This is a genomic window from Micromonospora sp. NPDC005173, assembly GCF_040608515.1.
Lineage (GTDB): Bacteria > Actinomycetota > Actinomycetes > Mycobacteriales > Micromonosporaceae > Micromonospora.
The window spans coordinates 1-21,040 of sequence record NZ_JBEXIK010000056.1; the positions used below are offsets into that span (position 1 = coordinate 1).

Below are 21,040 nucleotides of genomic sequence, written 5' to 3' on the forward strand. Positions count from 1 at the left end.
CGGTGCAGGCGGGGGTGGGTCTTGGCGATCCAGGCGAGTTTGGCCTGCTGGGCGTCGGTGAGGTTCTGCGGGTTTTTCCACAACGCCCAGCGGGTGTTCTTCAGCTGGCGGGCCGCGCCGACGGCGACACCGCGACGGCCTGCCCCACGGCCGGTGGCCTCGTTCCAGGCCTGGCGGCGAACCCGATCGACGGCGTCGGTGGCCCAGGCCACGACGTGGAACGGGTCGGCGCAGCGGACCGCGTTCGGGCAGCGGCGACGCACGACCGTGGTGATCCAGTCCGCGCCGTCGGCGGACACGTGCGTGATCCTCGCGGCCCGATCGGCGCCGAGCAGGTCGAAGAACGCCTGCAACGTGGCGGCGCTCTTACCCGGCGCAGCCCACACCAACCGGCCGGTGTCGTGATCCACGACCACCGTCAAGTAGCGGTGGCCCTTCTTGTAGCTGACCTCATCGATGCCGATACGGCGCAACCCGTCGTATCGGTCCTCAAGGCCACCGGTGTCGGCCCATACCCGGGCCACGATCGCCCCAACGGTGCGCCACCCCACCCGCATCAACCGCGACACCGCCGACTTCGCCGTGTGCACCGCCAACCACGCCACCGTCTGATCGAACGCCCGCGTATGCCCCGCCCCATGACGCGCCCACGGCACCGCCGCGACCACCACCCCATGCACCGGACACGACACCCGCGGCGCGTCCGCCTCAACCACCGCCCGCACCACACCCAGATCCAACGCCCGCCACCGCCGCCGCACCCCGGCGTCATAACGCGCACACCGCCGCCCGCAATACGGACACCGATGCCGGGCGCCCTTACGCACCCGCACCCGAGCCACCACCACCGACTCGACCGAATCGAACTCGACACCCTCCACCACCGCCTGCTCGACCCCGAGCAGCACAGCCCATACCCTGGCAGAACGCACGCCGTTCTCCTGCCCATCCAGTTCTGACCTTCGACAAGCCAGAACCTAGGCAGGACAACGGCGTGCGCCATCACCGACGCGCCCAACCACCCACAGACACGTCACAAGACCCATAAATATGACTCACAGGTATCGCGCTCATCCGCACATCTACGCCCGGAGCCGACCCGCCCGGGCGCGGAACACCCAACGCCGGCCGGGGAGGGGGCCGGTAGGTCAGGGTTGCGAGCGGCCCTCGGGCGCGCTGCGGGCCAGCGGGACGACGAGCACCGCCTCGGTGCCGCCGTTCGCGCCGGCACGCAGCTCGATGGTGCCGCGCAGCTCCCCGGTGACCAGGGCACGGACAATCTGGAGGCCGAGCCGGCTGCCGCGTTCGGCGTCGAAGTCGGGCGGCAGCCCGCGCCCGTTGTCCGTCACCGAGACGTGCAGCATCTTGCGGAACCGGTGCGCCGAGACCACCACCTCCGGCCGGTCCACCGCCCCGGTCGCCGGGACGACGGCGGGCACGGCGTCGGGCACCACGGCCGGGACGTACGCGGGACCCGCCTCGTCCGCCTCGTCCGCGGGCGGGAAGCCGTGCTCGACGGCGTTGAGCAGCAACTCGTTGAGGACCATCACCAGCGAGGTGGCGATCTCCGCTGGCAGCACGCCGAAGGTGCCCTGCCGGCGCATGCCGACGCTCACCTCGGTCGCCGCGACCTCGGTCGCCGCGCTCGCCACCCGGTCGACGATGCCGTCGAACTCGACCGCCTCGTCGCTGGACATGGAGAGCGTCTCGTGCACCAGGGCGATCGAGGCGACCCGGCGGACCGACTCCTCCAGGGCGACCTTGGCCTCCGGCATGGCCACCCGGCGGGCCTGCAACCGCAGCAGCGCGGCCACCGTCTGGAGGTTGTTCTTCACCCGGTGGTGGATCTCCCGGATGGTGGCGTCCTTGGTGATCAGGGCCCGGTCCCGGCGACGGACCTCGGTGATGTCCCGGACCAGCACCAGCGCGCCGATCGGTACCCCGGCGGGCATCAGCGGCAGCGCCCGGGTGAGCATCGTGGCACCGCGTGCGTCGATCTCCCGCCGGGGCGGCGCCTCGCCGCGCAGCGCGGCCAGGATGCCGTTCGCCGCCTCGGTGCCGTCCAGCGGGTCGCCGGCCAGCCGGCGGTGCAGCGCGGCCAGGTCCTCCCCCACCAGGTGGGCGGCGTAGCCCAGCCTGCGGTACGCGGACTGTGCGTTCGGGCTGGCGTAGGTGACCTTGCCGCCGGCATCCAGGCGGACCAGCCCGTCGCCGACACGGGGCGCGGAGGTGGTCTCGCCGGGGTGCCGGGGCGGCGGGAAGGTGCCGTCCGCGATCATCTGGGCCAGGTCGTCGGCCGTGGTCAGGTAGTTGAGCTCCAGCTGGCTGGGGGTACGCGCGGTGGAGAGGTTGGTGTCCCGGCCGACCACGGCGACCACCTCGCCGGCCTCGCCCTCGGCGGTGCGCAGCCGGACCGGGATCGCCTCGTGCCGGGCCGGCACGTCGCCGTACCAGACCGGGTCGCCCTCCCGCCAGATCCGGCCCTGGGAGTACGCCACCCCCAGGTGGGCCACCTCCGGCCCGCCGACGATCCGCCCCACCTGGTCGTCCTGGTACGCGGTGGGCGCGGTCGTCGGGCGGACCTGGGCGACGCAGAGGAACGTGCCCTCGGCGTCGACCGGCACCCACAGCAGCAGGTCGGCGAAGGACAGGTCGGAGAGCAGTTGCCAGTCGCCGGCGATCCGGTGCAGGTGGTCGATGTCGGCCGGACGGAGATGGGTGTGCTCCTCGGCGAGGTCGCGCAGCGTGGACACGGTGACAGCGTGCCACGCCGCGCCTCACATCGTTGCGGTGACCTTCTTCAACCCGCGCGGTGCGTCCGGGTCCTCGCCCCGGGTCAGCGCCAGGGCCAACGCCAGGCGCTGCAACGGCAGGATGTCCAGCAGCGGGGCGTACCGCTCGTCGACCTCGGGAACGGCGAGCCGGGTGGCACCGGGCACGTCGGCGGAGCCGACCACCACCACGTCGGCGCGGCGTTCGCCGAGGCGGGGCAGCACCTCCCCCATCGACCGGCCACCCGGGCCGGAGCCGACCACGGCGAGCACCGGGACCTCCGGGTCGGTCATCGCGAGCGGACCGTGCAGCAGGTCGGCGCCGGAGAAGGCGAGCGCCGGCAGGTACGAGGTCTCCATCAGCTTCAGCGCGGCCTCCCGGGCGGTCGGGTAGGCGTACCCGCGCCCGGTGGTGACCAGTTGACGGGCGAACCGGTAGCGCGGCGCGAGCTTGGCCGGGGTGTCGTCGGCCAGGGTGCGGGCCGCCAGCTCGGGCAGCGCCGCGAGCGCCTCCCGCTCGGCCGCCGGGAGCACCCCGTCGCCGGCCCGGATTCCCTCCACGAGCATCAGCAGGGCGAGCAGCTCGGCGGTGTACGTCTTGGTGGCGGCGACTGCGCGCTCGTGCCCGGCGGCGATGTCGACGCTCAGCTCGGCAACCTCGGCCAGCGGGGACCCTGGGGCGTTGGTCACGGCAAGGGTCAGCGCGCCGGAGGCCCGGGCTGCGCGTAGCACCTCGGCCAGGTCGGGCGAGCCGCCGCTCTGGCTGACCCCGACGACCAACGCGTCGGACAGGTCGGGACGGGCGCCGAACAGGGTGACCGCGCTGGGCGAGGCGAGCCCGGCGGGCAGGTTGAGACGAATCTCGGTGAGGTACGCCCCGTAGAGGGCCGCGTGGTCGGAGGTGCCCCGTGCGGTGAAGACCACGTGCCGCGGTCGACGCTCGGCGACGGCCGCCGCCACCCGGGCGATCTCGCCGGCGTTGGTGGTGGAGAGCAGGCGGGCGTAGCCGGCCGGCTGCTCGTCGATGTCGGCGGCCATCCCGGCCCCTGCACGTGTCACGGACACTCCCCCCTTTGCGCGATTGTCGCGCGTTTCCTGCTCAGTCTTGCATCTTTGGTCCGCTCCGAGCAATCGAACGAGCAGTAGTGCGCAGTTGATCACCTACCAATCTCAATATCAACTAGACTTGTTCCGCTTCACCCGGTGTAGCTGCGACGAGAGGACGACGTGCCCGAGGGAAGGGACGACCCCGCGCTCTCCGCGACGGAGGAGCTGGCCCTGGCCCGGCTGGCACTGGACGAGGGTGATCTCGACCATGCCGCCGGCCACCTCGCCGGCGCGCTGGCCCGGGCACCGACCCTGCCGGAGGTGCACGAGACGCTGGCCCGGCTGGCCGCGGTCGGCGGTGGCGGGCTCGACCTCTTCCCCCTCAATCACCACACCTTCGTCGGCGCCGTCGTCGCCCGGGCCCACCTGCTGGCCGCTGCCGGCCGCCCCGCCGAAGGGCTGGAGCTGCTGGCCGCGGCGACCGGGTACGCACCCGGCACGGAGTGGGCCGGCGTGCCGTGGGTGACCGCGCCCGAGCTGGCCGAGCGGCTGGACCCGGAGCACATCGCCCGGGTCCTCATGCAGGTCTGCTCCGCACTGCCCGATCCGGTGCCGCGGGCCGGCCGGGGCGCGCTGGCGCCGTACCTCGCGCTGGCCCGCAACGCGGTCACCGTCCGCCCCGAACACGGCCTGCTGCTGGGCGCGGCGTCCGCGCTGGCCCGGCGGCTCGGCGAGGTCACGCTGGCGATCCGCTGGGCCACCCGAGGGGTACGGTCCCAGCCGTCGAAGATGGGCGAGGTCTGGCTCGGGTACGCGTACCGCAGCGCCGGCCGGACCCGCGAAGCCCTCGCGGCGCTCGGCCGGGCCGTCGCGCTGGACCCCGACGACCTGGCCATCTATGCCGACATCGCCGGCACCCTGGCCGAGACCGGCCGGCTCGACGAGGCGCTGGAGTGGACCGAGCGGGCGCTGGCCCGGGACCCGTCGTTCGACTGCGCGGTGCACACCGCCCACCGCCTGCGGCACCTGCGCGACGGTGACCTGTCCCACCTGGTGGCGCTCGCCGACTTCGTCCGTGACCACCCGGACGACAGCCACGAGCACGGCGACCTGGCCCAGTGCTGCCGAGGCCGGCCCTGGCTCGGTCAGCTGACACCGGCCGGCGGTCCGCTGGTCGACGCGCTGCGCCAGGCGGTCGTCGACGACGACAACGGTCTCGGCAGCGCCGTACGCCTGGCGGCGGCGCCGCCGCCGAGCGCCGTGCGGACGGCCACCTCGGTGGCGCCCGGGCTACGGATCGAGGTGTCCGGCGCGCCGGACCCGGATCCGCGCGAGCCCCGGCGGGCGTCCGCCCAGCGGCTGTGGCACTACGCGGACACCGTGCCGACGCCCGCGCTGCCGGCGCCCTCGGCGGCGGCGGTCGAACGGATCGGGCAGGTCGCGCACCCGGCCTGGCCACACCCGCCGGCCGCCTACGACGCCGCCGTGGGCCTGGCCGGTCTCGATGTGGCCGACCTGCTCGGCCTGCTGGTGCACCCCCCGGCGGCGCCGGCCAACGCGGTGGGCCGACTGCTGGCCGCCCACGACCCGTCGGTCTGGGTACGCGGCGTGCAGGTGTGGGCCTGCCTGGGGCTGCTGCACCACCGGACCGACGAGCCGTGGGACGGCAGCACCCGGCGCCGGGTGCTGCTGGACCTGGTCTGGGGGGTGGAGGACTGGGTCACCGAGGCGGCACTGTTCGCCCTGGTCACCGCCGCCTGGGTGGACCCGGCGGTGCGGCCGGACGTGGCCCGGGTAGTGGCCGAGCGGCTGGCCGACGCGGCGGCGGTGGCTCGTGTGCGGCCGGTCCCGATCGCCGTCTCACTGGCCCACCTGGCGCTGGCCGCACCGGCACTGGATCCGGCCACCGCGGCACTCGCCACCGAACTACTCGGCAACCAGTCGCCCCAGCTCCCCCGGCCCCGCAACCCACTCCGCCGGCTCTGGCAACGCCTGACCACCCTCCGCTCCCGCCCCTGATCAGGCGACCGGGGCCCTGCCGAGAGCGATCTCGGCCTCCTCCTCCGGGGTGGCCTGCGCCGGCGCCTCGTTCGCGGTGCGCAACGGGATCTCCTTGATGAACCAGGCGAGCACCGGGATCGCGATGGTGAACAGCACCGCCCAGAGGAAGACGTGTGAGATCGCGTCGGCGAGACCGCCGAGCACCAGCTCACGCGCCTGGGCCGGCAGCTCCTTGAGCTTCTCCAGGTCCATCCCGCCGCCCTCGCCACCGAAGGCGCCGCCCGCGCTGGAGCCGTTCAACCGGCTCGCGAAGATCGCGCCGAACAGGGAGATGCCGAACGAGCCGCCAATCGACCGGAAGAAGGTGGCCGCGCCGCTGGCCGCGCCGAGGTCCTTCTGCTCCACGCTGTTCTGCGCGATCAGCATGGAGGTCTGCATGAGGAAGCCCATGCCGGCGCCCAGCACGACCATGTACAGCGAGGACTGCAACTTGCTGGTTTCGGTGTCGAGCAGGGTCAGCAGCGCCATGCCCGCGGTCATCACCACGCCACCGATGATCGGGTACGCCCGGTACCTGCCGGTCTTCGTGATCGCCCGCCCGATGACCAGCGAGACGACCAGCATGCCGAACATCAGCGGCAGCAGCAGCAGGCCACTGTTGGTCGCCGAGGCTCCCTGCACGGTCTGCTGGTAGAGCGGCAGGAAGTTCATCGCGCCGAACATCGCGAAACCGAGCAGGAAGCCGATCAGCGAGACCAGTGCGAAGTTGCGGTTGGCGAAGAGGGCCAGCGGGAGGATCGGCTCGGCGACCCGGCGTTCGACCAGGCCGAACGCCACCAGCGCGAGCGCGGCCAGCACGGCCAGGCCGAGGATCTGCGGTGAGGTCCAGTCGTACTCGTTGCCACCCCAGGTGGTGATCAGCACGACCGCGGTGATGCCGACCGAGAGCAGCCCGGCGCCGAGCCAGTCGATCCGGTGCTCGGTGCGGTACTTCGGCAGGTGCATGGTGGTGATCAGCACGAGCAGCGCGACGCCGCCCAGCGGCAGGTTGACGTAGAACGCCCAGCGCCAGGAGAGGTGGTCGGTGATGAAACCGCCGACCAGCGGGCCGGCCACCATGGCGATGGCCATGATGCCGGCGATCATGCCCTGGTAGCGCCCGCGCTCGCGGGGCGGGACCAGGTCACCGATGATCGCCATCACGCCGACCATGAGGCCGCCGGCGCCCAGACCCTGCACGGCCCGGAAGGCGATGAGCTGGACCATGCCGTCGCTCGGACCGCCGAAGAGCCCGGAGCCGGCCATGCCGCAGAGCGCGGAGCCGAGGAGGAAGATGCCGACCGAGGTCAGGAAGACCGACTTGCGGCCGTAGAGGTCACCGAGCTTGCCCCAGATCGGGGTGGAGACGGTGGTGCCCAGGACGTACGCGGTGACCACCCAGGTGAAGTGGCCGAGCCCGCCGAACTCGCCGACGATCCGCGGCAGCGCGGTGCTGACGATCATGTTGTCGAGCATCGCGAGCATCATCGCGATCATCAGCCCGAACAGCACGACCCGTACGTTCGGTCGCACTGTGGCCTGGGTTGCCTGAGTCATGGGTAAGCTCCCCCCGAGGATTGCCACGCTTACTTGCCGGCCGGCTAGTTACCTTACTAGCCGCACGGTAAGTTGGGTGCCAACTGACGGTCAACCGATTTGGGGGCATGGGTGAGGGAGAGCACAGGCGGCACTCGGGAGCGGATCAAGGTCGTCGCGCTCGAGCTCTTCACCGAGCAGGGGTACGAGAAAACCTCGCTGCGGGAGATCGCCGAGCGCCTCAACGTCACCAAGGCAGCGCTCTACTACCACTTCAAGAGCAAGGACGACATCGTCGCCAGCTTCGTCGAGGAGCGCCTGGAGCGGATGGACGCGCTGATCGCCTGGGCCGACTCGCAGCCCCCGACCCTCGATACCCGGCGCGCGCTGATCTCCCGGTACGCCGACACGATGTTCGGTGGCGAGCAGCCATCGGTGATGCGCTTCTTCGAGCAGAACCAGACCGTGCTGAAGAGCCACTCGTCCGGCCAGCAGATGCGCAGCCGGATGATGCAGCTGGCTTTCGCGCTCTGCCGGGGCGACGACTCCCCCGCCGCCCAACTGCGCGCCGCGTTGTCGCTGTTCGCGGTGCACAGCAGCTGGTTCGCGGTACGAACGCCGGGCATCACCGACGACGAGCGCCGCCGGATCGCCCTGGAGGTGGCTGACGAGCTGCTTGCCGCCATCGGCCCGGCGCCAGACGGGAACGCGGCCTCGGCCTCCTCGGTCGACCCGCCCGCCTGATCGACCGCGGGCTCAGCCCCGGCATCTCAGCCTCGGGGCGGCTCCGGCATCTCAGCCTCGGGACAGCTCCCGGCGCAGGCCGAGCAGGTCCACGCCCGGCACCGGCGACCAGTCCTGCTCCGGCGACCGGACGAAGCCGAGCCGCTCGTACAGCCGGTGCGCCGAGGCGGCCATCCCCGCGCGGACGCAGATCACCACCGCCGTGCAGCCCAGCTCGGCCGCGCGGTCGACGCACGCCTGGGCCAGCGCCGCACCGACACCTCGCCCCTGCCCGGCCGGGTCGACCGCGAGCATCCGGAACTCCGCCTCGCCGGGGCCGGAGAGCTCGGCGAACGGGGTGCCCGGCAGCACGAAGGTGACCGAGCCGAGCACCGCGCCGGTCGCCTCGTCCACCGCGACCAGCACCTCGCCGCTGTCGGCCCGGGTCGACACGTCGGCCAGCACCGCGCCGTACCCGTGCTCGCCCTTGAGCTGGCCGTCCGCCTCGTACGCGGCCACGGTCAGCCGGGCCACCGCCGGGAAGTCGGCCGGCTCGGCGCGCCGGACCCGCAGGCCGGTCAATCGATCACCGCGATGAGGTCGCCGTCCTGCACGACGTCGCCCTCGTTGACGGCGAGCTGCTTGAGCACACCGTCGGACTCGGCGATGACCGGGATCTCCATCTTCATCGACTCGAGGATCACCAGGGTGTCGCCCTCGGACACGGTGTCGCCGGCCGATGCCACGACCTTCCAGACGTTCGCCACCATCTCGGCGCGGATCTCCTCGGCCATGTGCACGGCCCTCCCTTTTCCCGATGTGCCTGCCGACGTATCCAATCATGCGGCGGGCGACGGTGGGCGCAGAGCGGTGTTGCAAGGGTGCCCGGCCGCCCCTGGGGAAGGTGTCGGGTGCCGGCCGCACTACCATCAGCGGGTTGGAACCGCCGCCGGGCCGCCGGTGGGTGCACCGGCGCGAGGACGTGCGCAGGACGGTTCCGACCCATCACGAGGAGGTCAGCATGGCGAAGAAGTCCCGGAAGAAGAAGGCCCGGAAGAAGAGCAACGCGAACCACGGCAAGCGTCCCAACTCCTGAACGCGCCGACGGGCCGACGGCCCGTCACCGCTCAGCCCAGCCCGGGGGACTCCGGGTACGACGGTGGCCCGGGTCGACATCGACCCGGGCCACCGGTTGTTTGTCCGATCAGTACGCCGACGTCAGTCGGCCAACTCGCGGGAATCGCTGGTCTCGAAGACCACCAGCTCAGTGAGCTTGACCCGCAGCCGCTCGCGCAGCTCGTCCGGCGCGGTCTCGTTGCCGCAGCAACGAGCCACCAGCGCCCGCACCTCCTGCTCGAGGCCGTACTCGCGCAGGCAGGGCCCGCACTCGTCGAGGTGGTGCCGGATCAACGAGCGCCGCTCGTCGGCGCACTCCAGATCCAGGTAGAGATAGACCTCCGCGAGCACCTCGCGGCAGTCCGTCTCGTGCGGCTTCCCACAGCTCACGTCACACCTCCCGGCCGGCAGCGGCAGCGGTCGAGCCCTTCGACGAGCGGGCCGGGCTGAAGCCCCGCTCCGCGGCGTAGCGCTCAAGCAGCTTGCGCAGATTACGACGGCCCCGGTGCAGGCGCGACATCACGGTGCCGATCGGCGTGCCCATGATGTCGGCGACCTCCTTGTACGAGAAGCCCTCGACATCGGTGAGGTAGACGGCCAGGCGGAACTCCTCCGGCAACTGCTGGAGGGCCTCCTTGACGTCGCTGTCCGGCAGCCGGTCCAGTGCCTCGGTCTCGGCGGAGCGCAGCCCACTGGAGGTGTGCGACTCGGCCTCGGCGAGCTGCCAGTCGGTGATCTCCTCGGTGGGCGCCTGGATCGGCTGGCGCTGCCGCTTGCGATAGGAGTTGATGTAGGTGTTGGTCAGGATCCGGTAGAGCCAGGCCTTCAGGTTGGTGCCCTGCTCGAACTGGTGGAAGGCGGCGTACGCCTTCAGGTAGGTCTCTTGGACCAGGTCCTCGGCATCCGCCGGGTTGCGCGTCATCCGCAGCCCAGCAGCGTAGAGCTGATCGACGAATGGCATCGCGTCCCGCTCGAAACGGGCCCTGCGCTCGTCCGTCTTCTCGGTGGTCAACCGCACATCCCCTCGCGTCGGATGCTTTCCCGCCGAGGATACGCGCACGGACCTGCCCACAGATTCACTTCCGGCCGGTGTGCTCGTGCTCACCGCACCCGCCCCGCCCGGTCCCGCCGTCGCGGGCCAGTCCGGGCCATCCAACAGCCGCTTCAGCTGCCGGGCGTCCCGTTCGTCCCGTTCCAGGCTCCGTGTATCGGTTGGCACCCGTCACCCCCCTCGCAGAAAAGTCGTCCGGGGGTAGTAACGCGGGACAACGGGTGGGGCATTCCGGCCGGCCGTCCCGTTCCTGGTCCCAGCCCCGGCGACAGCCGGCGCTGGGACCAGGAAGGGCCTGGGAGGACTGGCACCGCCCGTCCGAATCGGGCCAGCGGCACCATCGGATGCAACGACCCGCGCCCGGCACCGGACACGGTCCGGCCGACCGACCGATGCTGTGGCAGGCGTTCACGCGCGCGGCCGCGACCGGGTTCGGCGCGGCAGCACGGATCAGCCGGCCGCCCAGCCCTGGGCGCTCAGCCAGTCCCGGACCACGGCCGCCGTACCGACCGGATCCCGCCGCAGGTCATGGGTTTCGCCGGGTCGGGTCACCACCTGCACGGCCGGCCCCGGCTCCGGCATCCCGAACGGGTCCCGGTCGCCGTTGACCACCAACGTCGGCAGGCCGGTATCCAGTTCGCTGGCCCGGGAGCGTTCCGGCCGGCCGGGCGGGTGCAGCGGAAAGGCCAGCGCGACGACGCCGGCCGCGCCCACTGCGCGGGCCGTCCGGCAGGCCACCCGCGCACCGCTGGACCGACCGCCGACCAGCAGTGTCGGGACGTCCGGGTGCCTTTCGCGCAGCGCAGCGAGCACTGCGGTCCACGCCTCGTCGAGGTGCCCGGCGGGGGCCGGCGCACGCCGGCCGGCGACCCGGTAGGGCTGGGTCACCCGGACCACCGCCAGGCCGACCGCGACCGCCGCCTCCCGTACCGCGAGCAGGTCGGGCGCGTCCACGCTGCCGCCCGCACCGTGCCCGAGCACCAACAGCGTGGCAGCCGGCCGGGCCGGCAGGTCGGTGTCGATCCGCGCCGGACCGCGCGGAGTCTCGATCTCGTCGCTGGGCAGCAGCACCGCACCATTCTGCGCCGCCAGGTCGGCGCCCGGGACAGGACCCGGCCGGCGTTCAGCTCAGCGGCACCAGGGTGAGCAGGCGGTCCCGCACCGGCGGGCCCGCGTCGTCGACGGCGTCCGGATCCGGCTGGACCTCGCCGCGCCAGGCGACCAGCATCGCCCGCCGCTCCCGGGGCGTGGTGCCGCCCCACACGCCGTGGCAGTCACCCACCTCCAGAGCCCAGGCCAGACAGGACCCCTGTACGTCGCAACTGCGGCACAGCGCGACAGCGGCGTCCGCCGGCTCGTTCGGCGCCGGAAAGAAGGTCTCTGGATCGACGCTCTGGCACGTCCCTCTGGTGCGCCAACTGTCATCCTGTCGCCGTTCCTGCAAGGCTCGCAGCAGTCGCGGATCTCGCCGCGCCGCAGCCACCTCGTGCGGGCGGGGCATACGCGCCCGTGTCATCCACCCACCTCCCCCGTGGGACCGGCAAGATCGATGGATGTCGTCCGCCCCGTGCGAATCGACACCCACTACCGGCGCTGTGTTCTATCGCACTTCCGGACACTGAGACAAGGGGTTGCCGGGAACATGACTGAACGGTCAGGAGACGAATCGCGCGCAACCCTGGCAAATCGGCGCCCGACGATGCGCGTGGGCCTCAGAACAGGGTCAGCTCCTGCGGCGCGACCGTTGGCGCCACCGGCACCCGCGCGATCAACTGCGGCCCGTCGTTGCGGACGTCGCCCACCGCCGGCCCGACCGGGCGGATCTCCAACCCGGCCAGCCGGTCCGCCGTCGGCGGGGCGAGCAGCCGGTCCGGCTCGTCGGTCGACGCCAGCCACGCCGACCACCGCTCGGGCGGCAGCAGCACCGGCATCCGGTCGTGCACCTCGGCCAGCTCGCCGAGCGCCGCGGTGGTCAGCACGCTGAAGGTGAGCCGGGTGTCGGCACCGGACTCCCAGATCGACCAGATGCCGGCCAGAGCGAGCACCGAGCCGTCGGTGGGCGTCATGTAATACGCCTGACGCCCGCCGTCGGGCTGGCGGACCCACTCGTACCAGCCGTCGGCCGGGACCAGGCAGCGACGACGGGCGAACGCCCCGGCGTACGCCCGGCTGGTGGCCACCGTCTCCGCCCGCGCGTTGATCATGCGGGCCGCGCCAGCGGCGGACCGGGACCAGTGCGGCAGCAGGCCCCAGCGTCCGACGCAGAGGGAGCGGTGCCCCTCCGGGGTGACCCGGACCAGCGGCACCGGGTCGGTGGGTGCGACGTTGTGATCAGGCAGGATCCGGCCGTCGGTGTCGTCCGACGACTCGAACAACGCGCTCAGCTCACCGGAGCTCCGGGTCGTCGCGTACCTGCCGCACATGGGGCACACGCTAACCCGTCGAGGGCCCCGCCGGCTGTCCCGCCAACCGGGAGTACGACCGCCGTTCGGCGCCGCCCACCGGCCGACACGGCAGAATGTAACCGTGGGGAACCTGATCGCGACCCGGCCGCCGCAGCCGTGGACCGCACCGACCGCGTCCGACCCGGTGGCGGCCACGCTGCGCCTGCCCGGGTCCAAGTCGATGACCGCGCGTGCCCTGGTGCTCAGCGCACTGGCCGCCGGCCCGTCGACCCTGGCCGGGCCGCTGCGCGCCCGGGACACCGAGCTGATGGCGGCCGGCCTGCGGGCGATGGGCGCGCACGTGTCGATCAGCGACGACGAACGCTGGCTCGTGCGGCCGCACCCGCTGGCCGGCCCGGCGCACGTGGACGTGGGCCTGGCCGGCACGGTGATGCGGTTCGTCCCGCCGGTGGCCGGGCTGGCCGACGGACGGATCACCTTCGACGGCGACCCGCAGGCCCGCACCCGGCCGCTCGGCCCGCTGATCGGCGCGCTGCGCTCGCTGGGCGTCCGGATCGACGCCAGCGGCGCGGGCAGCCTGCCGCTGACCGTGCTCGGCTCCGGCGGGGTCACCGGCGGTGAAGTGGTGATCGACGCCTCCGCCTCCAGCCAACTGGTCTCCGGGCTGCTGCTGGCCGCGCCGCGCTTCGACCGGGGCGTCGTGGTGCGGCACGTCGGCCCGCCGGTGCCGTCCGCGCCGCACCTGCGGATGACGGTGCAGATGCTGCGGGCCGCTGGCGCGGCGGTCGACGACACCACCCCCGACGTGTGGACCGTCGAGCCCGGCCCGCTCACCGGGCGCGGCTGGGAGATCGAGCCGGACCTCTCCGGTGCGGTGCCGTTCTTCGCCGCCGCCCTGGTCACCGGCGGCGAGGTCACCCTCCAGGGCTGGCCGCGCAGCAGCGCCCAGCCGGTCGAGCAGCTCCGCTCGCTACTGCACCGGATGGGTGGCGAGGTCACCCTCTCCACCACCGGGCTGACCGTCCGGGGCACCGGCGTGGTGCACGGCCTGACCGCCGACCTCTCCGACGTCAGCGAGCTGACGCCGGCGCTGACCGCGCTGGCCATGCTGGCCGACTCGCCGTCGTCCTTCACCGGCATCGGGCACATCCGCGGCCACGAGACCGACCGGCTGACCGCGCTGGCGCGGGAGTTCACCGCACTCGGGGCGGACGTCACCGAGGCTCCGGACGGGCTGGAGATCCGGCCCCGGCCGCTGCGCGGCGGCGTGTTCCGCACCTACCACGACCACCGGATGGCGCACGCCGCCGCGGTGGCCGGGCTCGCCGTGCCGGGCATCGAGGTGGACGACGTCGGGTGTACCTCCAAGACCATGCCGGAGTTCCCGGCACTATGGTCAGCGATGGTGACCGGCAAGAGCTGACGCGACAGGGGGCGGTCCTGGCGACCAAACGGCGGGAGTACGACGAGGACGACGTACGGGTCCGACCCGGGAAATCGTCGCGTCCGCGTACCCGCACCCGACCCCGGCACGCCGACGCGGTGGACGGCTTCGTCATCGCCGTCGACCGGGGGCGCTACACCTGCGTGCTGGCCGGGGCCGAGCACGGCGTGGTCGGGGCCGAGCTGCCCACGGTCACCGCCATGCGGGCTCGTGAGCTGGGCCGCAAGTCGGTCGTGGTGGGCGACCGGGTCAGCCTGGTCGGGGACACCTCCGGCGCGGAGGGCGCTCTCGCCCGCATCGTCCGGATCGCCGAGCGCCGCTCGGTGCTGCGCCGCACCGCCGACGACGACGAGACCACCGCCGAGGGCCGGCTGGAGCGGGTGGTGGTGGCCAACGCCGACCAGTTGGTGATCGTCAGCGCGCTGGCCGACCCGCCGCCGCGCACCGGGTTCATCGACCGCTGCCTGGTGGCCGCGTACGACGCGGACATCGACCCACTGCTCTGCCTCACCAAGGCCGACCTGGCCGGGCCGGAGGAGGTGCTGGGCTACTACACGGAGCTGGAGCTGCCGTACGTGCTGAACCGCCCCGACTCCGACCTGGACGCGCTGCGCGCGCTGCTCGCCGGCCGGGTGTCGGTGCTGGTCGGGCACTCCGGTGTGGGCAAGTCGACACTGGTCAACCGCCTCGTCCCGGACGCCCTTCGGGCGGTCGGCGTGGTCAGCGCGATCGGCCGTGGCCGGCACACCTCGACCAGTGCGGTGGCGCTGCGGCTGCCACCGATCCCCGGCATCGACACCGACCCGGGCTGGATCATCGACACCCCGGGCATCCGCAGCTTCGGGCTGGCGCACGTCTCCGCCGACAGCCTGCTGCACGGCTTCCCCGACCTGGTCGAGGGGACCGCCGACTGCCCACCCAACTGCCCGCACACGGCCGACGAGGCCGACTGCGGGCTGGACGCCTGGGTGGCCGCCGGCAAGGCCGACCCGCGCCGGCTGGCCTCGTACCGCCGGTTGCTCGCCTCCCGGGCCGGCGACGGCGACCAGCGCGGCGAGACCGACCAGCGCGGGCCCGGCGAGGGCGACCGGCGCGGGCCCGACGAGTGAGCCACCCGGCGTCGGCTAGGTTGCCGGCATGACCGGGTACGCCGACGACCTCGCCCTCGCCCACCTGCTCGCCGACCGGGCCGACGCCATCGCCACGGCCCGGTTCCGGGCGCTCGACCTGCGGGTCGAGGCGAAGCCTGATCTGACCCCGGTGTCCGACGCGGACACCGCCGTGGAGCGGGAGATTCGCGCTTTGCTGGCCGAGCACCGGCCGGGCGACGGCCTGCTCGGCGAGGAGTACGGCGCCCAGCCGGCGAGCGACCCGGACGGCCGGCGGTGGATCATCGACCCGATCGACGGCACCAAGAACTTCGTCCGCGGCGTGCCTGTCTGGGCCACCCTGATCGCGCTCCTCGACGGTGACCGGCCGGTGGTCGGCGTGGTGTCCGCCCCGGCGCTGGGCCGGCGCTGGTGGGCGAGCGCGGGCGCGGGCGCGTACGCCGGGCCGGGCCCCGCGGCCGGCGAGCGGATCGGCGTCTCCGCGGTGCGACGGATCGCCGACGCCAGCTTCTGTTACTCGTCCCTGAACGGGTGGGAACGCGCCGGGCGGCTCGACGCGATGCTCGACCTGATGCGCGACAGTTGGCGCAGCCGGGCGTACGGCGACTTCTACGGCTACATGCTGCTGGCCGAGGGTGCACTGGACGTGATGGTCGAGCCGGAGTTGTCGCTGTGGGACGTGGCGGCGCTGGTGCCGATCGTCACCGAGGCGGGTGGCACGGTCACGGATCTGGCCGGTCGACCGGCTCCGGCTGGCGCGCCGGGCACCGAGAGCAGCGCGGTGGCCACCAACGGTGTGCTGCACGCCGACATCCTCGCCCGGCTGAATCGACCAGCCGAGCATTGACCCCGGGCAACCTCTATCCTCGCCAGGTGGTCTCCTCCGGCTGGTGCTTTCTCGCGGCGATGATTGTCGCGTACGGCTTCGCCAACCTGCTCCAGTCGGTGGCCGCGGCCCGCACAACCGTGCACCACACCTTCGATCCGGGGCTGCTGCTGCGGCTGGCCGGGCACCGGACGTACCTGGTCGGGTTGGGCTGCCAGATCGGCGGTTTCGTGCTCGCCTTCCTGGCTCGGCGGGACCTGCCGCTGTTCCTGGTCCAGGCCAGCGTGGCCGCCGGGCTCGGGGTGACCGCCATCCTCGGCGTGCTGGTGCTGAAGTGGCGGTTGCCGGTGGCCGAGGTGGTGCTGCTGGGCCTGCTCTTCGCCGGGATCAGCGCGCTGGTGCTGTCCGCGCGACCGGCGCCGTCCCGCCAGCTCGGCACCGCCGGCTCGGTCGCCCTGCTGGTGGCGCTGGGCGTGATCGCGGTGCTCGGTGTCTTCGCCGTCCGGCTGCACGGAGCGCCCGGGTCGGTGGCTCTCGGCTCGCTGGCCGGGCTGGCGTTCTCCTCGGCCGCGGTGGCTGCCCGGCCACTGGCCTCCGCACCGTCGGCCGAGGCGTTCCTCGCCAACCCGCTGTTCTACCTGCTGATCGTCCACTCGATCGTCGGCCAACTGCTGCTCGGCCTGGCCATGCAGCGCGGCTCGACGACCGCCGCGGTCGCCGCGATGGACGCCGCCGGAGCGGTGCCGGCGGCGATCGTCGGCCTGCTGTTGCTCAACGACAAGATCTGGCCGGGGCGGGAGTGGCTGGCCGCGGTCGGTTTCCTGGTCACCCTGGCCGCGGTGATCGGGCTGACCCGGTACGCCGAGCCGCAGCAGCACTCCGCGAGGGCGCAACGCCCCGGCCGGACCATGGTCGGCGCCGGCCGACCCGGCTGAGCAGGCGCCCACGCCACGACTGGCGTGGCGTGGGCGGATCCCGACTCAGACTCAGGCTTCGACCGGTTTGCGGCGGCTCACCACCCGCTCGTAGAGGCGCTCCAGCGCACCGGCGGTCCGTTCCCAGGTGTAGCTGCTCCGGACCCGGTCCACTGCGGCGTGGCCGTAGGCGAACCGCCCGGCGTTGTCGGTGAGCAGCCGGCGCAGGGAGACCCCGAGGGTCCGTACGTCGCCGGGGGGCACCAGCCGGCCGGTGACCTCGTCGACGACGGCGTCCGCCAGGCCGCCCATCGCGTAGCCGACCACCGGCACCCCGCAGGCCATCGCCTCCAGCGAGACCCGCCCGGCGGAGGAGTAGTGCGGCGTGCAGGCCACCACGTCCGCCGACCGGTACCAGGTCGCCATCTGATCGTGCGGCACCGCCCCGACCAGCCGTACCTGGTCAGCCAACCCGGCCTGCTCGGCCAGCTCGCGCAGCCGGCGTGCCTCCGTGTGGTTGGCCAACTGGTCAGCCGGCGGCCCGCCGGCGATCACCAGCTCAGCGTCACCGACCAGCCGCATCGCCCGGATCAGGTCCTCCTGGCCGTGGCCCGGGGAGAGCCCGCCCACGGAGAGGATCCGGGCCCGCTGCTCGCGCGGCGCCGCCTCACCATCGGGGTGGAACTGCTCGATGTCCACCCCGGCGGGCACCATCGCCACCGAGCTGCGCTGCAGGCCCATCCGGGTCAGTTCGTCCACCTCGTCGTTGCTCTGGGCCACCGCGATGTCCACGGCGCGGGTCAGTGCGCGTTCCAGTGGGATCCGCTCCCCCGGCCCGTCGTACCGACCGCCCAGGTGGCGCAGTTGCTCGACGCCGAGCGAGTGGAAGGTCTGCACCACCGGGATGTCGGTCTCCCGGACGGCGTGCGCGGCGGCCAGGCCGCCGATCCAGTAGTGCCCGTGCACCACCTCGGGCCGCCAGGCGCCGGCCCACTCGTCGGCCAGCCAGCGGCCGAAGCCGGTCACGTGCGGGATCAGCTCGGCGGTGGGCAGCGGGGTGGGCGGCCCAGCCGACACCCGTCGCACCTGGTAGCCATCGACGTCAACGGTCTCCGGTAGCCCGGGGTCGTCCCGGCGCTCGTAGATCCGGACGTCGTGGCCTCGGCCGGCCAGCTCGGCGGCGACCCGCGCGATGTGCTGTTGGGTGCCGACCGGCGGGCCGTCGGCGTGCCGGTACGAGCTGGTGTGCGCGCAGACGAGGCCGACGCGCATGGGTCACCTCCCTGCGATCTTTCCTCGGCGGTGGTCCTCCCGGTCAGAGCGTCCCATTAACCCAGAGGTCGGGAGCCGAAACCTGGCAGATCGGGAACAGTCCCCGCAGGTGCCACCGACACTTGCGCCACGACAACCACGAAACCCCCCTGCGCAGCCCCCGACGAGGCGGTTTCAGGAGGATCGGCGAGGGACCTTTGGTATGACCCGGCCTGGTCGGGGGTACCGCTCAGGAATGCCGCTGACCCGCAGCCTCGACGATTCGACCGTGGTGATCACCGGCGCCTCCAGCGGGATCGGCACGGCCACCGCGTACGCGCTGGCCCGCCGGGGCGCCGCCGTCGTGCTGGCCGCTCGAAGCGAGCCGGCGCTGCGGCAGGTCGCGCAGCGCTGCCGGGAGTTGGGCGGTCGGGCGTTGGTCGTGCCGACCGATGTGACCGACCTGGAGTCGGTGCAGCGGCTGGCCGATCGGGCGGCGGCCGAGTTCGGGCGCATCGACGCCTGGGTGAACAACGCCGCCGTGGGAGCGGTGGGGCTTTTCGACGAGATCCCGGTCGCCGAGTTTCGCCGGGTGGTGGAGGTGAACCTGCTCGGCGCGGTGCACAGCTTCAAGGCCGCGCTGCCGCACCTCGGCGCGGCCGGCGGCGGGGTGCTGGTCAACAACGCCTCGATGCTTGCCGAGGTGGCGATGCCGTACCAGTCGGCGTACAACGCCACCAAGCACGGCATCCGCGGGCTCGCCGACACCGTCCGGCAGGAGCTGCGGGTCACCGGCCGGGGGCAGATCTCCATCTGCACCGTGCTGCCGGCCACCATCGACACCCCGTTCTTTCGGCACGCGGCCAACCACAGCGGACGCGAGCTGGTACCACCGCCGCCGGTCTACCCGCCGGAGGTGGTCGCCGAGACCATCGTCCGGCTGCTGCGTCGGCCCCGCCGCGAGGCGTACGCCGGCGGCGCAGCCCGGCTCCTCGGCCTGCAGTGGCGGCTGGCGCCCGCACTGGTGGAGCGCATCCTCGGCTGGTACACCCACCGCACCCAGTTCGGCCCGGGCGCCCGAGTCGACAGCAGCGGCAACGTGTTCCACGCCGACGCGGAGGGCCACCGGGACGGCGGTTGGCACGGCCGACGGCGGCAGTTGGTGCGGATGACCGCCGCGTTCGGCCTCGCCGCCGCCGGCACCGCGGTCGGCACGATGGCGGCGATGAGCCGTCGGACCCGGCAGGACCAGTGATGCCGAGCATCGAGCGACCGGAAGCCAGCGCGAGAAGTGAGCCGGTGCTGCGAGCCCCGCAGTCGCGAGCGAAGGAAGGAACAGCGACGTCCGTCACCAGCGAGCACGATCGGGCGATCATGTCGGCCGGCGCGCATTGTCTGGTGGAGATCGACGAGTCGTCCGCGGTGGTCCGGGTGACCGGTGTGCTCGACGCCCCCTGCGCCGGCACGGTCCGCGACGCGCTGCTCGCCCGACTCTGCGACCGGCCCGGCCCGGTGGTGGCCGACGTGACCGGGCTGCGGGTCGACGACCCGGTCGGGCGGGGCGTCTTCGCCGAGGTCCGTCGGGAGGTCGCCGACTGGCCCGCTGCTGACCTGCTGCTCTGTGACCCGGCGGTCCCCGGGCCCAGCCGCGCGGACACGGCGCTGGGCGGCGTGCCGGCCTGGCCCACCCTGGCCGGCGCGCTGGCCGCGATCGCCGCAGCGCCGCTGGCGGCGGTGCTCACCGCCGAGCTGGCCCCGACGGTCGGAGCGGCCGGGCAGGCCCGCGAGCTGGTGACCACCGGTTGCCGGCGCTGGGACATGCCGGCGCTGGCCGAGCCCGCGTGCATCGCGGTCACCGAGATGGTCAACAACGTGGTGGCGCACGCCCGGACCCCGATGACCGTCCGGCTGGCTCCGCAGGACAGCACCCTGCACCTGGCGGTTCGCGACCACTCCCCGCGGCGGCCGGCGTTCGCCGGGCTGGTGCCGCCGACCCACGCTGGAGGGCGGGGCCTGCTGCTGATCGGCACGATGGCACGGCGGTGGGGCAGCAGCGTGGTGCCGGACGGCAAGGTCGTCTGGTGCGTGCTGCACCCCGCAGACGAGGCGAGCGCCCTCGGCTGACGGGCCGTTGCGGCCCTGTTGTCCAACTCGGCACCGCACGGCCGGCAGTGCCCCGGTTATGCCGGGAGGGCAGCGGGTAGTGATCAGACATGCGCGACAACGAGTTCCCGACCCCCGTGTCCGACACCGAGGCGCAGGGGCTGCCCGACACCGCCGACGACGACTCGACCGCCAACGACGACGTGCTCACCGGGCGCGAGGCGGACGGCCCGGATCCGGCCCAGCTGCCCGGCGACCGGACGCCCGTGGCGGTGGACCGGTTCGGGACCACCGCCGAGGAGCAGCTCGACGGTGAGTCGTTGGACTACAAGCTCCAGCGGGAGACCTTCGAACGCCCGGTCGACGACCCGCTGGCCGGCCCGGTCGACCCGAAGATCGCCTTCGAGGCGGACAACGAGGCGGCCGCGGCGGAGGCCCAACTGGACGCCGACGTGATGGACCCGGGGCCCACCTCGGACCCGAACTCCCCGGTCTCCCTCTACGACCACGGCCAGCTCGGCACGGTGGCCGACGCCACCGTGGGCCGGCTGGTGGAACCGGACGAGGGGGCGCACACCGACCAGGAGACCGACTCCGTCGCGTACGACGCCGGTTCAGCCGGGGGCGGGGCGACCGCCGAGGAGTTGGCCATCCACGAGACGGAGCCACCGCGCTCGGTCTGACCCGCCGGCCCGCCCGCCGAG

At 73.2% G+C, this 21,040-nt stretch carries 22 protein-coding genes; 10 read left to right on the forward strand and 12 right to left on the reverse strand.

Going from position 1 to position 21,040, the window contains the following annotated elements; genetic code table 11:
- The 3 genes from ABZV00_RS33395 to ABZV00_RS33405 all read right to left on the reverse strand — a co-directional run.
- Positions 1–932 (reverse strand): ISL3 family transposase (locus ABZV00_RS33395; RefSeq protein WP_355613631.1); only part of this gene is annotated, 932 nt, incomplete at its 3' end.
- A 216-nt stretch (positions 933–1,148) separates the two neighbouring features.
- Positions 1,149–2,753: a histidine kinase N-terminal domain-containing protein gene (locus ABZV00_RS33400; protein WP_355613633.1), complete on the reverse strand. Its 1,605-nt coding sequence runs from the start codon at positions 2,751–2,753 to the stop codon at positions 1,149–1,151.
- A gap of 24 nt (positions 2,754–2,777) precedes the next feature.
- Positions 2,778–3,809, reverse strand: a complete 1,032-nt coding sequence (locus tag ABZV00_RS33405; protein WP_355613681.1) for an SIS domain-containing protein — start codon at positions 3,807–3,809, stop codon at positions 2,778–2,780.
- 189 nt (positions 3,810–3,998) lie between these two features.
- Here ABZV00_RS33405 and ABZV00_RS33410 point away from each other — a divergent pair, with 189 nt between their 5' ends.
- Complete coding sequence (locus ABZV00_RS33410) at positions 3,999–5,837, forward strand: tetratricopeptide repeat protein (protein ID WP_355613635.1); 1,839 nt, start codon at positions 3,999–4,001, stop codon at positions 5,835–5,837.
- On the opposite strand, the gene ABZV00_RS33415 is transcribed toward ABZV00_RS33410, so the two are convergent.
- Entirely contained in the window at positions 5,838–7,415 is a 1,578-nt protein-coding gene (locus tag ABZV00_RS33415) for an MDR family MFS transporter (protein ID WP_355613637.1), read from the reverse strand.
- A 111-nt stretch (positions 7,416–7,526) separates the two neighbouring features.
- Here ABZV00_RS33415 and ABZV00_RS33420 point away from each other — a divergent pair, with 111 nt between their 5' ends.
- The gene (locus ABZV00_RS33420) at positions 7,527–8,138 is read left to right on the forward strand and encodes a TetR/AcrR family transcriptional regulator (RefSeq protein WP_355613639.1); all 612 of its coding nucleotides are present in this window, start codon (positions 7,527–7,529) and stop codon (positions 8,136–8,138) included.
- Positions 8,139–8,189: 51 nt separating this feature from the next.
- Here ABZV00_RS33420 and ABZV00_RS33425 read toward each other — a convergent pair whose 3' ends face one another.
- Together ABZV00_RS33425 and ABZV00_RS33430 are read right to left on the reverse strand one after the other, a co-directional pair.
- Positions 8,190–8,699 (reverse strand): GNAT family N-acetyltransferase, encoded by a 510-nt coding sequence (locus tag ABZV00_RS33425; RefSeq protein ID WP_355613641.1) that lies wholly within the window; start codon positions 8,697–8,699, stop codon positions 8,190–8,192.
- Positions 8,696–8,917: a biotin/lipoyl-binding carrier protein gene (locus tag ABZV00_RS33430; RefSeq protein ID WP_355613643.1), complete on the reverse strand. Its 222-nt coding sequence runs from the start codon at positions 8,915–8,917 to the stop codon at positions 8,696–8,698. The genes ABZV00_RS33425 and ABZV00_RS33430 overlap by 4 nt, the downstream gene beginning before the upstream one ends.
- Before the next feature lie 137 nt (positions 8,918–9,054).
- Here ABZV00_RS33430 and ABZV00_RS33435 point away from each other — a divergent pair, with 137 nt between their 5' ends.
- The gene (locus ABZV00_RS33435; protein ID WP_355613644.1) at positions 9,055–9,213 is read left to right on the forward strand and encodes a hypothetical protein; all 159 of its coding nucleotides are present in this window, start codon (positions 9,055–9,057) and stop codon (positions 9,211–9,213) included.
- Between the two features lie 122 nt (positions 9,214–9,335).
- On the opposite strand, the gene rsrA is transcribed toward ABZV00_RS33435, so the two are convergent.
- From rsrA to ABZV00_RS33460, 5 genes are all read right to left on the reverse strand, one after another.
- Positions 9,336–9,623: a mycothiol system anti-sigma-R factor gene (gene rsrA / locus ABZV00_RS33440; protein ID WP_328420042.1), complete on the reverse strand. Its 288-nt coding sequence runs from the start codon at positions 9,621–9,623 to the stop codon at positions 9,336–9,338.
- 1 nt (position 9,624) lies between these two features.
- Positions 9,625–10,452, reverse strand: a complete 828-nt coding sequence (locus ABZV00_RS33445) for a sigma-70 family RNA polymerase sigma factor (protein WP_355613646.1) — start codon at positions 10,450–10,452, stop codon at positions 9,625–9,627.
- Between the two features lie 282 nt (positions 10,453–10,734).
- Positions 10,735–11,352: an alpha/beta family hydrolase gene (locus ABZV00_RS33450; protein ID WP_355613683.1), complete on the reverse strand. Its 618-nt coding sequence runs from the start codon at positions 11,350–11,352 to the stop codon at positions 10,735–10,737.
- 55 nt (positions 11,353–11,407) lie between these two features.
- Entirely contained in the window at positions 11,408–11,800 is a 393-nt protein-coding gene (locus tag ABZV00_RS33455; RefSeq protein WP_328420048.1) for a WhiB family transcriptional regulator, read from the reverse strand.
- A gap of 196 nt (positions 11,801–11,996) precedes the next feature.
- Positions 11,997–12,707 (reverse strand): SOS response-associated peptidase, encoded by a 711-nt coding sequence (locus ABZV00_RS33460; protein WP_355613648.1) that lies wholly within the window; start codon positions 12,705–12,707, stop codon positions 11,997–11,999.
- Positions 12,708–12,810: 103 nt separating this feature from the next.
- Between ABZV00_RS33460 and aroA the strand changes: the two genes are divergently transcribed.
- From aroA to ABZV00_RS33480, 4 genes are read left to right on the forward strand one after another with little or no spacing between them, the layout of a single operon-like run.
- Positions 12,811–14,112 (forward strand): 3-phosphoshikimate 1-carboxyvinyltransferase, encoded by a 1,302-nt coding sequence (gene aroA / locus ABZV00_RS33465; protein ID WP_328420052.1) that lies wholly within the window; start codon positions 12,811–12,813, stop codon positions 14,110–14,112.
- A complete protein-coding gene (gene rsgA, locus ABZV00_RS33470; RefSeq protein ID WP_355613650.1) occupies positions 14,082–15,242 on the forward strand; it encodes a ribosome small subunit-dependent GTPase A in 1,161 nt (386 codons plus the stop codon). The genes aroA and rsgA overlap by 31 nt, the downstream gene beginning before the upstream one ends.
- 28 nt (positions 15,243–15,270) lie before the next feature.
- Positions 15,271–16,089, forward strand: coding sequence for a histidinol-phosphatase (gene hisN / locus ABZV00_RS33475; RefSeq protein ID WP_355613652.1), 819 nt, complete (start codon positions 15,271–15,273; stop codon positions 16,087–16,089).
- A 26-nt stretch (positions 16,090–16,115) separates the two neighbouring features.
- Positions 16,116–17,003, forward strand: coding sequence for a hypothetical protein (locus ABZV00_RS33480; protein WP_328420058.1), 888 nt, complete (start codon positions 16,116–16,118; stop codon positions 17,001–17,003).
- 51 nt (positions 17,004–17,054) lie between these two features.
- On the opposite strand, the gene ABZV00_RS33485 is transcribed toward ABZV00_RS33480, so the two are convergent.
- On the reverse strand, positions 17,055–18,254 hold the full coding sequence (locus ABZV00_RS33485; RefSeq protein WP_328420060.1) for a glycosyltransferase: 1,200 nt from the start codon (positions 18,252–18,254) through the stop codon (positions 17,055–17,057).
- A gap of 235 nt (positions 18,255–18,489) precedes the next feature.
- Here ABZV00_RS33485 and ABZV00_RS33490 point away from each other — a divergent pair, with 235 nt between their 5' ends.
- The 3 genes from ABZV00_RS33490 to ABZV00_RS33500 all read left to right on the forward strand — a co-directional run bounded on the left by ABZV00_RS33490 (position 18,490) and on the right by ABZV00_RS33500 (position 21,019).
- Entirely contained in the window at positions 18,490–19,488 is a 999-nt protein-coding gene (locus tag ABZV00_RS33490) for an SDR family oxidoreductase (RefSeq protein ID WP_355613654.1), read from the forward strand.
- Positions 19,488–20,357, forward strand: a complete 870-nt coding sequence (locus ABZV00_RS33495) for an ATP-binding protein (RefSeq protein WP_355613656.1) — start codon at positions 19,488–19,490, stop codon at positions 20,355–20,357. The genes ABZV00_RS33490 and ABZV00_RS33495 overlap by 1 nt, the downstream gene beginning before the upstream one ends.
- An 89-nt stretch (positions 20,358–20,446) precedes the next feature.
- Complete coding sequence (locus tag ABZV00_RS33500) at positions 20,447–21,019, forward strand: DUF5709 domain-containing protein (RefSeq protein ID WP_328420066.1); 573 nt, start codon at positions 20,447–20,449, stop codon at positions 21,017–21,019.
- Positions 21,020–21,040 lie beyond the last annotated feature (21 nt).